This window comes from Paenibacillus sp. V4I9, assembly GCF_030817295.1.
Taxonomy (GTDB): domain Bacteria; phylum Bacillota; class Bacilli; order Paenibacillales; family NBRC-103111; genus Paenibacillus_E.
Genome location: NZ_JAUSZE010000001.1, coordinates 4,317,968 through 4,334,637 on the forward strand (window position 1 = coordinate 4,317,968; position 16,670 = coordinate 4,334,637).

Consider the following 16,670-nt stretch of genomic DNA (forward strand, 5'->3'; position numbering starts at 1 on the left):
TCAACCTCTCCCGTATTTCTCTATCGCACGTTGAAGCGGCGGGTGCTGCTTAGCATAGCTGTCAAGAGAAAATCCTTGTACAGCGGCCTCCCAGCCGAGCTTCATGCTCTCAAATCCTGCTGCTGGACCATCTGGATGTGCGAGCATGCCGCCACCGGCCAAGTGCATCACATCAACGGAACGTGTAGCCTCATAGGTGACTGGAGCTGTCCCCGCCCACTGCATAGACGAAATGACAGGCATCGAATGATACCCGCCTAATAACGGCGATGTGCAAGCTTGAATAGAACGCAATACGGATTCGTTGCTTTCATAGAATTTGCTGTTAAAGCCATTGACATGAAGATGGTCGGCACCTGCCAGACGGCATAACTTTTGATATGCGGTAAATTCTATGCCGAGCAGGGGGCTCCTTGTCAGCATCCCCCATTGATTACGATGACCATGAATCGGCACTTCACTGTACTGGTTCAAGTAAGCAAGGCCGCTCAGTCCCACACTCAATATGCTGACCATAACGCATGTGCCTCCTGATTTCACGACGAGATCATGATTTCGGCGAAGCTCGTCAATGTCACCTGTAATATTAAAAGCATACATCAGCTTCTTACCGGTAGCGTCCGCAGCTCGTTCGACGGCTTCCATAACCGCTTTTACTTTTTGCTCCAAGGGAGCACACGGAGGATTTGCATTCAACTCGTCATCTTTGATAAAATCCATCCCTGCTAGAGCAAGCTTCTTTACGAGTTCTGACAATTGTTCCGTAGATAACCCTATACTGGGCTTAATAATTGTGCCTAGAATGGGTCGATCATACACCCCAGTCAGCTTTCTAGTGCCTGCAATGCCAAACTTCGGTCCAGGATAGCGGGTCGTAAACGATTGCGGTAAATCCAGATCCAATAGACGTAGTCCTGAGAGTTCCTGGAGTTCATACAGATTTCCGGCTACCGCTGCAAGCAAGTTAGGAATCGAAGGGCCAAAATTATGCAGCGGAAATGAGACCGTTACGCGCCCTTGACGGTACTTGCCGTCATGCCCAGCGGGCGGCTTCGCTCCCGGTAAGGAAGGTATATCTACTTCTGCAAGCTGTTCTATATGTTCAACAATTGCGCCGTACTTCGCTTTTAATTCATCCGTTTCCCCTGGGACAGATGTAAAGGTACCCGTTGATTGTTCCCCAGCAATCGTCGCTGCTGCACGTTCTAAAGAATATGGCGTTTCTACCAGATAGGTAGCCCTAACACGTTCTTGATTCATCCTGCCTCTCCCCTCTGCTATGCTTGCTACTGTTATGCTTTTTCCAGCAAAGCTTTAACTGCTTCAACGCCCATTCGAGGAGAAGAGAGCACCGGTTTACCGGTTAATTCTTTGAGTTTCTGTTCCATGCGTGCCATCGAACCCTGTGCTAGTACAAGCACGTCAGCCGCATCTGCAATCCGCTTTGCCGTCTCCAACAAAATGCGGTCGTGTTCCTCAGGTTTACCGCCAACAAGCGCATCAAATGCGCCTTCAGCAAGTCCATTGACGAGCGTCACTTGTCGGTCAGCTGCCTCTGCTTGCTTCTGTATGAGCCGCATCGTAGGTTCTAATGTTGATGGCAGAGTCGCCAGCACTGCGATACGATCATAGCTAACAGCCGCTGCTGCCATGGATTCATCAATTTTCACAATGGGTACACCGATGAGTCGGCGCGCATCATCAACAACTTCGCCTACGGAGGAGCATGTATTCAGGATCACATCGGCTCCAATTTCTTCTCCATGATGAAAATACTGGATTAATCTTCGTGCCACTCCCGGCGGAACATGCCCTGCTTGCACCACATCGCCAATCAGGCTATCATCGATAATGTTCACAAGCCTGCAATCCGGGAGCAGTTCCTTAAACACCGCTTTGAGCGGGTCGGCCAAACCTTGGCCGGTATAGACAGCTACAACAGTCTTCATCATTCTTCCTCCTCTAAAATACAACCTCTACCACACAAATTCTTTCTCCAACCTGCGGTAATCGCCTTCACGCATCGGTGCCTCATTGTATACTTTACGACCACTGTAGAGCGGCTTCTTCTCGCCTTTTGGCGTAATATTCACGACATCATCACCGCGCCATTCCGCTTCGAACGTCTGACCCACGGCGTTTTCCAATGTTTTGCGGAAGCTGAGAGGGAAAGTTACCGTAATTTTTTCCCCGGCAGTTGCTGGACCTAGCAGTAGGAAATGCTTATTGACCCATCTGCTCTCCTCGCTACCTTTTCCTTCCGTAACCTGACCATGAACCTCGCGAGTAAAGCGGATTTTCGTAAAACCGGCCCATTCCGGAATCCGAATTTGAAGTCGTGGCACATCCATATGAACATCAATAATGACTTTGCCTTCATGCGGCAAATAACTGCTCACATCAAGCCATTTGGAGCCTCGGTTCAGGAGGAAGTTGATGCTGATTGCCCCATTTTTCTCGGTGATGCTGTTGCTCCAGCCCATGAACAGTCCGCGCGTGCCTGAACCGAGACAGCATAATTGCAAATCGCTCGTATGTCCCCGGCCTTCATTTACATCGCTTATGAAATCGTTAGGAGCTGAATAGCCGGCAAAAGATCCCCGTGTACGCTCGGCCACTTTGTAAAATGACTTGTTAGCTGGAATGTCATTCGATTTATCATCTGTCTGTTCAACCCAATCCAAATCCAGAAGCTGTGATTCCGTCAAATGGTTGCGCAGGAAGCGCTCTACCGTTCCCCAGTACTCCACGTAACCGCTCTTAGCCAGGGTTATTCCTGTCGCAATCAAATCCACAAGGGAGCAAGTTTCATGCTCATAAGCTTGTTCATGCAAATCTCCAGGCGTCCAGCCAAACGCCGTGCATTTGGTTAGCGCCCAATCGTAGCACTTCTTCACCCAACTGATCATCGCCGCATCGCCCGTGAAGGTACCGAATCGGGCAATTGCATCGAGTGTGCCCAGACGCGTATGGAAATGACCGCTGCGGTAAGCCAACGAATCGTTAAAGCTGCCATCCGGATGAAAGACGCCGCTGCGCTCTATGATCAGAGCCGTGAAAAACTGACACAAATCATAAGCATCCTGATTCCCTGTCAATTCGTGATATTTCAAGAGCGGCATGACCAATCGGCCACAGAACGCAGCCGGATCTGGAGCGAGCCTCAGCTGCACGCCATTGGCGGAAGGCCAACCTGTTTCTTTGTATTCGGATGCCGGATAGTACCACACATCGCGCTCTTTGATAGCAATTCTTTTCAGCGCTGCCACATGACGGTCTGCTGCTTCCTTTACTTTCGGGTCACCTGTTTCCATAAACCATGTCGTCAAAGATAAAATAACGGCACGTTGATCGATCAGATTAGCGTTTGGCTCCCAATTACGGGAGGGATTAATTTGGCGGTAGCTCATGCCATCCTCTTTAAAGAAGGAGAGCAAGTTAGCACGGTAATGCTCCTCTACATCCTTACCGAATGTTTCCCCCGACATATGTCTTGCAAGAATCAATCCATCGATCATCCTGCCATGCGAAGAGCCGTAATCCCAATCACCATGTGTCATAAAAGCAGGCTTGTGTAACAGATCCGCATTAAAGAACGGAATATAATTGTGATCCTTGTCAGCCATCCCCACCATGGCATTAATAGCATGTCCTGCTCGTTCTTCCAGCATCAGAGTATCGGGAATAAGTCGTCTTACCATCTACATTCACTCCTTAGTCATCAATGATTAGCAGTTTCGGCGGCTATCCGATATTTACCAATGGTCATGCCTGTTTTTTTCTTAAAGATTTGACTAAAATATCGGTAGTCCTCGTAGCCAACCATTTGCGCAATCTCGTAATTTTTATAGGTAGACAATTTCATCAGTTCTTTCGATTTATTAATCCGGAAATCCGTCATATAATCAACAAAATTGTGACCTGTCGTTTTTTTAAATAAACGGCTTACATAATCCGTGTTCATGTAATGACTTTCAGCAATCTGATGAAGGGAAAGCGGCTGATCATAGTTATTTTCTATCATATTCTGAATCATACGGACAATCTTCTTGCCCTGCTTTTCACGCGAACGTTTGTAGTACGCGAGCACAGAGGGAATGATCTCTTCATCGAAAATCCGTTTTACGGATGCCGCATCGTTCCGGTGCTGGATCATCTCTGTATACATCTGCGGATTTTTACCGCATACTTCCTCTAGCCGATTTTCCGTTCCTCGAAGCTGTTTCTCGATAGAGTGGACGAGCAAAAAGGCGCTCCTCTGTAAATGATCTACAGTCATTGAATCCTCACTAATTGCGGCAAACAGCATGTCTGATTCTTGCTGAGCCCCTTCCTTATTGCCCATTTGAAGGGAACGGAGAAAAGCATTTTCCTTCTCCTGAGGATAATTAACCCGTTGCTTACTCATGTCATTATCAGCCCAAAGGACGGTACCTGACACACCCAGCCTTTTCTTTTTCAGTGCTTGCCCGGCCTCCAGATAAGCACGCCGTAAATAGTGGGCATCCTTTTTTTTCAAGCCGATGCCCAAGCTGTAGCTGCCCATTTCCAATTGTTTGAGCAACCTTTGGATGAGCTGACATAGTTTATTCATTTCCTCTAACTGCAGTCGCTCACCGACGATAGTGATAACGAATTCCCAATTTGCTTCCGGTGAGGTTGTTACGACGAAGTTCCATTCTCCCCCGAACAAGAATGGTTTGTTCCGGTTTAACAGTTCCCGCAGTTGCCCAACAAGTTTGTTTGACTCGCATCCATCTCGAAATGTATCGCGCTGCCCGACCATCACATAGGTTTCGCCGCAAGACCAACCTTCAGGAAGAGGAATTTCTTCCTCATTCTCATGAGCTTCTACATCTGTGACCGCATGGTACAAAACTCGTTGAAGCCAGTCTTCCTTACTGTCAAACTGCCATGTGCTCTTCTTTTTTTCCTGCTGTTTCATCTTTGCTACTGCCCTCTCCAGCACAGAGACTAGCTCATCTTTTTTAACTGGTTTCAATAAATAATCAAATGCTTTCTGTCGGATAGCTTCTTTCGTATATTCAAAGTCGGAATACCCGCTTACGACGATCGTTAATAAATCCGGTAAATCACGATGCAGCATTCCGAGCAGTTGTTTGCCGTCCAGTCCAGGCATTCGCATATCCAGAAAAAGAAGATCCGGTTTCTCGGCAAGAGCGATCGTGTGCGCCTCTTCCCCGTCTCCTGCCTCTCCAACAAGCCTGAGACCGAAACGATCCCAGGGTATAGATTGAATAAGTCCTCTGCGGATCCATATTTCATCGTCGACAATGACTACCTTTCGCATGGACCAAACCCTCCCGATACTTGATTACACCTATTGTTATCCCTTCAGAGAACCAGCAGTCAAACCATCAATAATGTACCTTTGCAGAAACAAATAAATAAGTAATATCGGAGCTACGACGACGACCATAAAAGCGAACACAACGCCCCAATTCGTGCTGTACATCGTAACAAAATTAAAAATTTGGAGCACAATCGTCCACTTCGTGCTGTCTGTCATCAAATAGAAAGGGCCGAAAAAATCGTTCCAAACCGATACCATGACAACGATCGCGACCGTTACAAGCACAGTAATAATGAGCGGAAGAATGATTTGAACATACAATCGGAAATAACCGCAGCCCTCCAGAAGCGCCGCTTCGTCCAGCTCTCGTGGGATTGACTTCATGAATCCTACTAGCAGAAATACTGCAAAGGGGAGCAATACGGCCGTGTAGTACATGATTAGGCTGAAGTACGTTCCTCGAATGTGCAAATCACCCATTAGCTTGATGGTCGGTACGATGGAAACAGGCACGATTAGGCCCATGATGAATAAATAGTACGCCGTACGCAAAAAACGGTCGTCTCTTCGTTGAATAATGAAAGCAGCCATAGATGCAAACACATTAACTGAAAGCACCACGCAGCCCGAAATCAGGAAGCTGTTCATGAACCCGCGTACAATATGCGCCTGAACAAAGATTTCCTTATAATTGCTGAAGTGCCACTCTCGGGGGAGGGATAAACCAAACAGCGCTGATTCGCGGATATCTTTGAACGAGTTGACGAGGATCATCAGAAAGGGGATGAGGATCATCAGTGCCAAACAGATAGCCACCAATTCGAGCACAATAAGCATGTTGCGCCGTTGTCTCACATCTCCACCTCCCGTTTCTTCATCCTCATCAGTACCGGCACACCGATACAAGTAACTAAGATGAACAACACGACGTTAACCGTTGTCGCATAACCGAACTCTCCTGAACTGAACATACTGCGAATATAGGTGTAAAACACTTCTGTCGTATATCCCGGTCCACCTTCTGTAAGTACCATAACCATTTCAAACACTTTCATAGAACCAATCATGGAAAGTAATACATTAACGGTAAAAGCTGGTGCCAGCAGCGGGAAAATAATATGTCGGAACCGACTCCAGTATTGCGCTCCATCCATCGAAGCGCTTTCCGTTAAATCTTTCGGAATGAACTGAAGTCCCGCCAAATAGACGACCATAGAAAATCCAGCTACACGCCATATATCCGTCACAATAATGGAAAACAGCGCATACTTCGGATCGTTCAGCCAATCATGCGCAAGTGCGGCAAGCCCAACCTGCTCAAGAATCTGATTCACAATCCCATGCTCAGGATGATAAATAGCACGAAAAATATAACCAATGATGATCGGAGCTATCACATAAGGAAGGAAAAATATCATCCGCAGCACATTGCGCAGCACAAGAGCTTCATTGAGAATGAGCGCTAAGCCAAGACCACATACGTTCTGCAGTACCGTTACAGCAGCCGCAAAGATTAACGTATTGAACAAAGCGGTTGTAAGTCTCGGCTCTTGAAAGATCGCCGCATAGTTTTGAAAGCCTATAAACCGAATATCCTTGGCATTGATGTTCCAATCGGTGAAGCTGTAATAAAACCCAATGAGGGTTGGAGTTATAAAAAACACCAGAAAAACAGCCAGAGCAGGAAATGAAAAATAGAGTGGATACTTGCTTTTCCCCAATGCCTCCCCCTCCTTAAAATTGGCGTTATTCGAATCCTGCTAAACGTTTGGACTTACCGTCTTTTTTATAATTGGCATCGAATTCCTTTACTGCCGCATCTACATTGCCATTAATGAAGAAGTTTTGCAGCGTTTTTTGGAAATCAGCAAATGTTGGCGTTAGACGGTTTTGGACGTTGATTTTTGCTTTTCCAGTATCAATTAAGCCTTTTACCGTTTGTTGCACAGGATACAATTCACTTTTAGCATCTTTAAAGATCGGAATACCAGGCGCTATTTGGTAGTACAAATTGACCATATCCGGAGTAACCATGAACTTGATCAAATCGACAGCCTCTTTCGAATGTTTCGCTTTCTCAGGCACCATTAATTGGTTCGGAGGCGTGATCAACGCTGTACCTGCATCATTCGCCGAAGGGAATGGAAAGAACCCCATGTGATCTTTCACAAAATCTTTGCTGAATTTTTTCTCCAGTTGTGGAATAATACCATCGAGCATAAACACCATGGCTACTTTACCATCACCTATCTTGCTTTGCATTTCGTCATACGTTCCCGCCATCAAATTATCTTGATATAAGCCGAGATCTTTCAATTCTTTCTGCTTTGCAAATAAATCTTTCACCTGCGGAATATCCGCAAGACCGAGTTGATTTTTTTCCAGTTTCTGAACGCCTTCATCGCCAATAGCCGGATCTACGCCCGATACCCAACCTGTCAAATAAAAGATTTGCGCCGGCCATCCATCCTTCACTCCTTCATAGAAAGGTGTCACGCCTGTAGCTTTTATCTTCTTGGCTGTCTCAATTAAATCTGCATAGTTTTTAGGCGGCTGAACGCCAACCTTACCAAATACATCTTTGTTGTAATAAACCCCCATCATCCCCGTAGCCCCGAATGGAACCCCATATATCTTTTTGTCCGGCGTTGTTTGGAATTCTTTCATCGATGGAATGATTCGATCCCATACAGTTGTATCTGCACTCCATTCATGAAGCGTTTCCTCGGCCCTTAATTTGACGTTCTGCTTCGTACCTGGCTGCATCAAAAATAAATCAGGGAAATCGCCTGTTGAAAACCGCGTTTTCATCATATTATCGAAGTCCCCACCAGGTAAAGCTTGTAATTCGACCTTATTGCCAGTTTGCTTTTGATAAGCTTCGAATATTTTGTTAAAAGGAACAGCATCCACTGTATTGGGAATTACAAACGTAAGAGTGACAGGATCTTTCGTCGGAGCTGCTGTGCTAATTGGCGTGTTCGTCGCTGCCGCTGATTTGCTTGCTTCTGGTGTTCCTATAGTGCCACTGTTACTACTGCATCCTGTAAATGAACTAGCTGCCAGACAAACCGTTAACATGGACAAAGCCGTTTTCATTTTTCTCATTTTTTGTAGTACCCTCCTTTAGGAATCGCTTACAAGATAATTATATGAAAACGCTTTCCATGACACTATTCACGATTTCGACTAAAAATGTTTAATTTTCTTACCCTAAGAGTTTTAATTATTCGTCCTCAACAAGTTCCATGATGAAATCATGAGGGTTACACGGGTCCCTTTTCCCGCTTCACTCTCTATTTTACATTCGAATTGCTCGCCTAAACGGATTGCATACCTGGCGTACACATTGCGAATACCAATGCCTCCGCCCGCAGCAGAAACAGGCATATCTTCTGACAATCGCTGCTTTTTCAGCTCGTTTCTCAACGCCTTCAGTCTCTCTGCCGAAATACCGACCCCATCATCACTTACTGTAATGAGTAAAGATTCACCTTCTTTGAGAGCAATCAATCGAATCGTGCTTTTCCCAATCTTCGGCTCCACGCCATGGAACACGGCATTCTCCACAATAGGCTGCAGCGTCATTTTCAACAGCGGGTAATCGAGCAACTCGTCCTCAATTTCCTGGATATAGGTAATTTTGTCCTCGAAACGGATTCCCTGAATCTTCATATAAGAATCAATTTGTTCCAACTCTTCACGTAGGGTAACCATTTCATCCTTATTTTTGATATTGTAGCGGAACATATCTGCTAGTGACTGAGCCATGTCTCCGATTTTCTCGACCTCATAATAATCGGCCATTGCCTTAATGCTATCTAACGTATTGTATAGAAAATGCGGATTAATTTGTGAATAGAGCATAGCAAGCTCGACTTGCTGAAGCTTAATTTGGTATATATATTTGGATTCTATTAGCTTTTGAAGTTCTACCTGCATGTCATTAAAGTTCATCGCGATTCTTCCGATTTCATCGCTTCTCGTAACTTGGACACGAACCGAGAAGTCGCCTCTTTTCACTCGATTGATCGTTTTATATAAGTCCAGTATTGGATTAGTAATTCGTTGTCCGAACAAAAAGGAAATAAAAATAGTGACTAAAAAGGCTATCAGCGCTGTAAGTAGTGTTGCCGTTTTGATTCGATCCAGAGAACCGAATATTTCCTTCTTAGGCATAACAAGTACGACTTTCCAATTGGAATAATCCGACTGTGTATACGTAACAAGCAAGTTGTCCTGCTCGCCACCATACCAGAACTTTCCACTGCCGTTTGTGATACGTGATAGTATCTCTTTAGGGAGAACAGGCTCAGACTGCTCAAAAGAGGCGTATATGGGTTGATTATTTTGATCTAAAACAAGCAATTTGCTGTTCGTGGAAAGACTATCATTCTGACCAATTAGATGAAACAATTCAGCATTGTATTCCGCGCGTACAACAATAAAATAGTCGGGATTAGCAAAATCTCGAATTAATATGGACGATGAATAAGCGGTATTATCGCTTCCAGAAATCGCTTCCTTAGTCGGACCGTTAAAATGCACACGGCCATCATTGTCTACCGTCTTGCGGAACCAGTCGGATTGCTGCACTTCTTCGGCATTCCAAGACTTCTGATTATCCGATGCATTCAACATTTCTCCGTTACTGTAATAAATTTGAAATCGGATAAAATCCCTGATTGGTGTGATGTTGAAGCTTTTCAGAAATAAGTTTTCAAGCTTTTGCCTAAACAGGAATTGATCCTGTTCATCCATTGTCGCATAAGCATTAATCCCATCTATATATTCCGTACTGTAATAAGGGGCCAGCAGAAGGTTCCGTTTGTTTTGAAAATCATTATCCATGTTTTTTTCTATTTGTCGAACGATTTGAAAACTTGACGACTCTACCTGCTCCAACACGGAGCGATAAGAAATATAGAAGGAAATAGCTCCTACCGATGCTATGCATATAAGAATAATAATGAAATAACTGAAGAGAAGCATGATTCGGATTTTGGAAAATAAGGATCGGATTTTCCCGAAAACCACCCATAGATTACTTCCACGCATGAGACTGACCTACCCTCCACTAAACGTATCAACCAGGATTGGGAATATTCTACCATACACCTCTTTGATTGGAGTAGGTTTATTTCAGTTCTTTTTATATTAATTCTTAACTTTTCCCATAAACAAAAAAAAGCTGGATGACTTCGAGTTTGGAGTCCCTGCCCGTACACTTGCTTCAACCGACCTAAAAATAATTGGCAGCCCATTATAGGGCTGCCATTAACTAAGAAAAATCACCTAAAATGATTCGCTAAATTTTCGCTTTAATTTGGCGGCCAGTTCGTCGTCTGAGAGCGGATTACGGTGCGTATTTTCCAAATAAATATGTTTTTCCGTTTCAGGCATGAGGAATTCCTTATACCATAAGAAAAAGTCCGGACTATCTCCATGCATCCGAAGAAACCGTCTTAACGTGTCCACATTTTGGACCGTACTCTCGATGTTGGTCAGCCAATCGGCCTTGTAAAAGTTTTCCCATTTGCCCTGCTCCGATTCCCGCAGCGCCTGAATTCCCTCTTGATAGCACCACATGGACTGTGACGCATATACAAACGCCTGCGGATACTGCCCCTCAACGTACGCCTCGTACGCACGGCACAACCAGAGGAAGCCCTCGCAGCCTGTGCGGTTCAGAATTCCGTGAAAGCGAAGCTGATCGATGACACGCTGTCGGTCCTCCGCATTGTTCAGCTTGGACAAGAGCTCGTCGCATCGGTGCAGCCATTGATTCCAGCCTTCCAGTCCCTCTTCGCAGCACTTCTTAAAGAAAGAGACCTGCTGGATAAATGGTACCTCTCCTGTAGCCCAAACTAAGCCTCGATGGGATTGCTGCCCCTTCCCCTGAAGCCAGTGCCCGACGATTTTCCTAGCAGGATGATGGTAGAACTCGTCCCCCGCCAAATCATCCCCGTGAGGGCCGTATGGAATGGCTGCTTCCGTATACGAGCGGTACAGCTCAGCGATTTCCTCATGATGGGAGGGAAAATACCTGCAGACAAATTCATTCAAATGCTTACGGGTATCTACCATCCCCTTTGACCACAGCTCTCGAATCAAATCCAACATATAGACATGTGGACGGATGTTGCCACAGTTAAGCAGAACATATTCGTTTGCTCCAGCCTTGATCGCTTGCTCCACTTCTTCCTTCATAAATGATGCCGAACCTGGGAACATCGTCAGGTGATTCGATGCCTGCAGGTCATGAAACGTGACGTGATAATAGATGCCGTGCTTTCCAGTATCCCTCGGCTCAGGCAGCGCTGGCACCCTGAGATTGATACTGCCATGTCTTCGTGAAACCATTTTGCCATAGCCGTTATCCGCCCATATTTTGATCACATCTTCCGGCAGGTCAATATAGCCGCCTTTATATAGCTCCGCTATTTCCCCATACAGTGCCACGCAACAGACCGGCCGTTCTACCGAAGCGCCGATCATATCGTATTGCCTTTGGACAACCCTGCTGATCATCGCTCCGCGCTTTTCCGACGTATCAAACGAAGGATCGTTTTCCCAGAACGGCCTGTCGCCCTGCCCACGGAATGAAAGTACCCAGACGATGTTTTTATCCTTTTGCTTATCGATCGCCTGCTGCCATAATGCTTCGAACAGCTCTGGCTCCTGCTGGTAACTGGCGATCCGTCCGGGATACGCGCGCAGGAACATCTCCGCCCCTAGCGGCTCGGCATGGTGATGCGTCACCCACAAGCCCATCTCAGCGGCAACTTCGGCATGAACGCCGCTCTTCGGTAAATCCGTTCCTGGAATGACCATGTTGCCCCCGCAGCGAAGCAGCGCCTCGAAAACAGGCTCCCACACCTCACGGGAAGGCGGATACGGCTCCTTCCATCCGATGAGGTTTACCTCATCATTGACGAACCAGCCCCGGAATCTGATCACAGGCAAAGGCGAATTGTAATCCTCAATGGGGATAATAAGCTCGGGCAGCTTGTTGATCGGCTGATCCGCCCAAAACCAAAACGGGTCGATGCCTAAATATCGCCTGCTAAACTCCAGAATGCCGTAAATAAGTCCCAGATCGTCGACTCCAATGATCTCCATATGTGTCTGCTGACAATCGGCGCCACGGAACCGAAAGCCATAAGCTTCGGGTCGGTTCTCCCAGCCATCTTCCGCTCTAGCATAACGGATGACGAGGTCCACAGCCTCCTCCGCCTGCGTTGTCAAAGATGGAAACGCCTGCATAACATTGGACCAATCTCTCAGTAGGATACGCAGCGCGTGCTCCACCGATAAACTTAGCGACTCAGAAACACGAATGCGGATTTCCCTGCTGAGCCGCAATTGACTTTCTTTGCTTTCCTCCACTTTTCATAACATCCTTTCCTTCGTCGTTCCGCTTTGCGGCATCAGGATGGCTCCCGGTATTGCCCCGGCGAGATCCCAACCATCTTTTTAAAGATACGGCTAAACGAAATGGCATTGGCATAGCCTGTTTTCTCAGATATATCCTGCACGGTCTCGTTTGTTTCCTTCAGCAGCTTTTTGGCGTAGTTGATTCGCAGCGTGATCACGAAATCACTGAAATTTTCGCCGATTTCCTCTTTAAACAATTGGCTTAAATATTTCGGATTGACTTGAAACAGGTCGCTAAGCAGCGTGAGCGAAAGGTTAGGATCCGTAAAATGCTCAGCTACGTAATCCCGAATCTCCTTCATCAGAACGTTGTGCCTGCGATTTTGTCCAGCCACTAGAAGATGGTCCGTCAATTGCTCAAACGTAAGGCAAAAACAATCCTCCAACTCTGCCAACGTGTCGTTTTTATCGAGCGTTTCAAGCAATTCAGGCTTTACAGTTTGCTTCCAAAACTTCGCTGCTTCAGGTAACCAACTTTCGAGCTCCCGTTCCAAATGAAAAATGAAATAATGGAGCAATCGGTCGACATCGTCCTTTTGCAGCCTATGCACAACCATGTTGCTAAACAACTGCTCAAAGTCGTTTTTCCACTCCAATTCGCCCATACGAAGATGACGAACGGCGGTCTGCATCAACTGCAAATATAAGAACCACTCGCCCGACGTATTTCCCTTGACTTCTACCGCATCAATGATCTGATTGACGCCGAGCGTAACCTTATGACTTACCGCCTCCGCCGCCTCCTCAAAAGAACGGCTGATGCCAGCTACCTCTTCAACAGCCGTTCCGATGCCGATAGTAACCGTAAAGTCCAGATGAGACTCAATCCAAGCGCGGATCTGCTCGGACAGCTGAAGCAAGTGATGCTCGAGATCGTTTCCACTGCCAGAATTGAGCAGAAGCACGAGTTGATTTTTGGTGATCCACTCGACAATGACCTGCTGGCTGATTTGCTGAGCGATTTCAACCGCTACGCTGCTGACAACAAACTTGAATAAGGACTGATCCTTCTGATTATATGTCAATCCAAATTGAACATAGTGATCGATCTCCAGCAGAGCCACGATAAAACGACCATCCGAGAGTCCAAAGTGATGCCTTTCCTGCTCCCACGTTTTCCCATCCGCTACATAATCTCCGCTCAAGAGGCTCTGCAGAAATTGCTGTCGACGAATAAATAGATGTTCCTGCTGTTTTTCCTGAAACTCCATATTGTTGGTGATGAGCTTCTCAATCGCCTGATCGATGAAAGCGAATTCGTTCTTATCTTCCCTGAGCTCGTTTTCTTTTACGGTCGATGAAAACCGGTTAATCCGATGGATGATCGCTTCAATTGGCTTGTAGCTGCGGCGGGTCACATAGAACATGGAGCCAATGGCGAACACGATGGCTCCGAGACCCAGCATGATCCACATGACACCCCCCTGAAAAAGAATGCTGAACAGCCTACCGCCTTTGATGACCGTCCGGTACGTCCAGCCCGTATAATCCGAAACGATACCGGCATGCAGCCCTTGCTCCTCCGAAGATTCTTTACTCTCTTGAAAAAACGGTTTCCCCCCCGCGTCGAACAACTGTGCTTCCGTCACCTTCCGGTCAACCATCTGATCCATAAATTTTTCAATGGAGTTGACCCGAACATTAATGACCAAGTATCCGAGGCTTCCTGTATCCAATGGAATGTTCCTTCCCAAGGAAACGACCTTCTCTCCGGCTCCCGTGCTGCGTTCTCCCTCCTTGCTTCGTGGGGAAGTCCAGCTGCCGTTGATAGGCTGCTCCAAAGCTTTTTGAACATACGAGCGGTCGGGAAACTCTTCGATCAGACGGAGAGTGCTTTGATCGAGTACTCTCCGGTCCTTTGCCCGATACAAATAGATCGAATCGATAAAACTGTACTGGACCATCAAACCGCTAAGTGCATTGGAAGCGGCGAAATCCAGCATCCGATCCGGTGGCCCATCCAGAAATTGCTGCAGTTCCACGCTTGTCTGGATCAGTTTACGCGAATCGACGTCAATGCTTTTTAGTGTGCTATCCAACATGTTAGCCATATATTCAGTGGTTATCTTGTTCGCCTTTATCGCATTGCGGACGTTCAATTCATTCATCATCGCGAAAAAAATGAAAATCAGGGCACTGATCGTCAAGAACAGGATGGGGAGATACGAAAGCAGCATCCTCGTGTTGTAATTGTTCGTTTTCATTGTCTCGCCTCCTGCCCTTGAAAATGTAGACAAACCCCTTGAATTAGTTAGGGGTTTGACTTGCCATCTGTTACTTTTTCTTCATTTCCTTGTAAGCCGCTTTCCGCTCATCAACGACCTGCTGTCCGCCAATTTTCAAATACTCAGCCACACCATCGTCAAATATTTTATTGAAATCCGCTGGCTTAGCCAAGATACTTTTAACGACTGTCTCCTGCGCCTTCGCTTCAAGTGTTTTGCCGTACTTGATGTCCGCGTCGATCGGACGGTCGAATCTCGGCAGCGTATAACCATCTATCAGTGCATTGATAATATTTTGCTTAGCAAGCTCCTTGTAGTTCGGATAAGTCAGCGCTGCGCCCTCGATATTTTTCTCTTTGCTGTTGAAATCCTTACCGTTCACGACGATCGCGATATCCGCGTTATTGTAGAACGTCTTCTTAGCTTCATCCGTCGTAATTGGTTTCGGAAAGCTGTTTTCCATCGTGTAGTGCTGGCCTTCAACCCCGTTCGACAACTTGAACAGCACATCATTTTGGGACATCCAGTCTAAATATTTAATGGCTTCGACGGCATGCTTGCTTGATTTTGGAATCATCATATGGAGTCCGGTCGGTTCATAAATTTGCTTCGGACGTTTGCCTTCTTCGTTCGTGAACGCATCCATTGAGACATACTCAGCTCCCGGAACATTTTTCTTCATTGTATCGAAGACGTTGCCGGGCAGCATCAGGTTCTGATGCGCGGCAATCGATGTAAATGCTCCAACATATCCATTAGCTACATCAGCCTCAAACTTTTTCATATCCTTATCGAGCGCAAAGTCAGGACTAATGAGACCTTCTTGATTCATTTTGTTCAAAAACTGAACGCCGTCTTTGTAACCTGGCATAAGTATATCAGACCAGGAGGGTTTGAAAGCAAAGAAATCCTCCTCCGACGTCTTTTTAATGAAAGAGCCCAAGAATTGAGATGAGCTCACGTAGTTGCTTCCGTTCATCGCAGCGAAACCGTAAGGCACGACCTTGCCTCCGGTTTTTCCCGGATCCTTTTCCTTAAACATTTTCATCGCAGCGTAAAATTCTTCCTTCGTTTTCGGTACTGGCAGCCCTAACTTATCCAACCAATCCTTGCGGATCATCGAGGCATGGGCGAACTGCAGCGTCCGCTTCGCGGGAATGGTGTACTGCTTGCTGCTGAACACGCCATAGGCGAGCGTTTCTTGGCCGAGGAACTTTTTCAGGTTTGGTCCATGCTCGTCAACCAGCTTGCCAAGGTCAGTCAAACCGCCGCTTTTCACATAGTTGAAAATGGTATTCATATCATACGTAAACACGATGTCAGGAGCATCACCGGTCGTCATGAGCACGTTCAGCTTATCGACCTCCTGATTGCGTGGCACCGGAATGAATTGCAGCTTGATGTTGTTTTTATCGCCGAATTCTTTCTGAATCCACTGCGTCCAATAGTTATTGTCCACAGGCCCGGCGCCGGAAGGCGTATTACCTCGGTCGAACATTTCGACCTTCAGTGTCACTGCTTCCTTAGGCACGGTACTGCTGGAAGCGCCTCCCGATGCACTCTCCTTCGCAGGGCTTGAGCAAGCGGCTAACGATCCGGTCAGCAAGCATGCTGCTACCGATAAACCGATCCATTTCATTTTTGTTTGTTTCATTTAAAGCACCCCTTATCATTATCATTATCATTATATAGCT

At 46.4% G+C, this 16,670-nt stretch carries 11 protein-coding genes; all 11 read right to left on the reverse strand.

Translation table 11 applies throughout. The features are described from left to right. Entirely contained in the window at positions 1-1,260 is a 1,260-nt protein-coding gene (locus QFZ81_RS20315; RefSeq protein WP_307604466.1) for a ribulose-bisphosphate carboxylase large subunit family protein, read from the reverse strand. A gap of 32 nt (positions 1,261-1,292) precedes the next feature. After that, complete coding sequence (locus tag QFZ81_RS20320) at positions 1,293-1,952, reverse strand: aspartate/glutamate racemase family protein (protein ID WP_307441934.1); 660 nt, start codon at positions 1,950-1,952, stop codon at positions 1,293-1,295. A gap of 24 nt (positions 1,953-1,976) precedes the next feature. Further along, positions 1,977-3,701, reverse strand: coding sequence for a glycoside hydrolase family protein (locus QFZ81_RS20325; protein WP_307604468.1), 1,725 nt, complete (start codon positions 3,699-3,701; stop codon positions 1,977-1,979). A 20-nt stretch (positions 3,702-3,721) separates the two neighbouring features. Beyond that, on the reverse strand, positions 3,722-5,311 hold the full coding sequence (locus tag QFZ81_RS20330) for a response regulator (protein ID WP_307604470.1): 1,590 nt from the start codon (positions 5,309-5,311) through the stop codon (positions 3,722-3,724). A 36-nt stretch (positions 5,312-5,347) separates the two neighbouring features. Then, positions 5,348-6,169, reverse strand: coding sequence for a carbohydrate ABC transporter permease (locus QFZ81_RS20335; protein ID WP_307604472.1), 822 nt, complete (start codon positions 6,167-6,169; stop codon positions 5,348-5,350). Next, positions 6,166-7,035 (reverse strand): carbohydrate ABC transporter permease, encoded by an 870-nt coding sequence (locus QFZ81_RS20340; protein WP_307604474.1) that lies wholly within the window; start codon positions 7,033-7,035, stop codon positions 6,166-6,168. The genes QFZ81_RS20335 and QFZ81_RS20340 overlap by 4 nt, the downstream gene beginning before the upstream one ends. A gap of 25 nt (positions 7,036-7,060) precedes the next feature. Next, positions 7,061-8,422, reverse strand: coding sequence for an ABC transporter substrate-binding protein (locus tag QFZ81_RS20345; protein WP_307441926.1), 1,362 nt, complete (start codon positions 8,420-8,422; stop codon positions 7,061-7,063). Positions 8,423-8,536: 114 nt separating this feature from the next. Beyond that, positions 8,537-10,372 (reverse strand): cache domain-containing sensor histidine kinase, encoded by a 1,836-nt coding sequence (locus QFZ81_RS20350; RefSeq protein ID WP_307604476.1) that lies wholly within the window; start codon positions 10,370-10,372, stop codon positions 8,537-8,539. Between the two features lie 237 nt (positions 10,373-10,609). Beyond that, on the reverse strand, positions 10,610-12,703 hold the full coding sequence (locus QFZ81_RS20355) for a glycosyl hydrolase 115 family protein (RefSeq protein ID WP_307604479.1): 2,094 nt from the start codon (positions 12,701-12,703) through the stop codon (positions 10,610-10,612). 41 nt (positions 12,704-12,744) lie between these two features. Then, the gene (locus QFZ81_RS20360) at positions 12,745-14,955 is read right to left on the reverse strand and encodes a helix-turn-helix domain-containing protein (RefSeq protein ID WP_307604481.1); all 2,211 of its coding nucleotides are present in this window, start codon (positions 14,953-14,955) and stop codon (positions 12,745-12,747) included. 70 nt (positions 14,956-15,025) lie between these two features. After that, on the reverse strand, positions 15,026-16,630 hold the full coding sequence (locus QFZ81_RS20365; protein WP_307604483.1) for an extracellular solute-binding protein: 1,605 nt from the start codon (positions 16,628-16,630) through the stop codon (positions 15,026-15,028). Positions 16,631-16,670 lie beyond the last annotated feature (40 nt).

Excerpts from the sequence above, each read along its gene's own strand:
- QFZ81_RS20350 (WP_307604476.1), bottom strand. The coding sequence starts at position 10,372 with ATGCGTGGAAGTAATCTATGGGTGGTTTTCGGGAAAATCCGATCCTTA.
- QFZ81_RS20345 (WP_307441926.1), bottom strand. The coding sequence starts at position 8,422 with ATGAGAAAAATGAAAACGGCTTTGTCCATGTTAACGGTTTGTCTGGCA.
- QFZ81_RS20325 (WP_307604468.1), bottom strand. The coding sequence starts at position 3,701 with ATGGTAAGACGACTTATTCCCGATACTCTGATGCTGGAAGAACGAGCA.
- QFZ81_RS20365 (WP_307604483.1), bottom strand. The coding sequence starts at position 16,630 with ATGAAACAAACAAAAATGAAATGGATCGGTTTATCGGTAGCAGCATGC.
- QFZ81_RS20315 (WP_307604466.1), bottom strand. The coding sequence starts at position 1,260 with ATGAATCAAGAACGTGTTAGGGCTACCTATCTGGTAGAAACGCCATAT.
- QFZ81_RS20330 (WP_307604470.1), bottom strand. The coding sequence starts at position 5,311 with ATGCGAAAGGTAGTCATTGTCGACGATGAAATATGGATCCGCAGAGGA.
- QFZ81_RS20320 (WP_307441934.1), bottom strand. The coding sequence starts at position 1,952 with ATGATGAAGACTGTTGTAGCTGTCTATACCGGCCAAGGTTTGGCCGAC.
- QFZ81_RS20360 (WP_307604481.1), bottom strand. The coding sequence starts at position 14,955 with ATGAAAACGAACAATTACAACACGAGGATGCTGCTTTCGTATCTCCCC.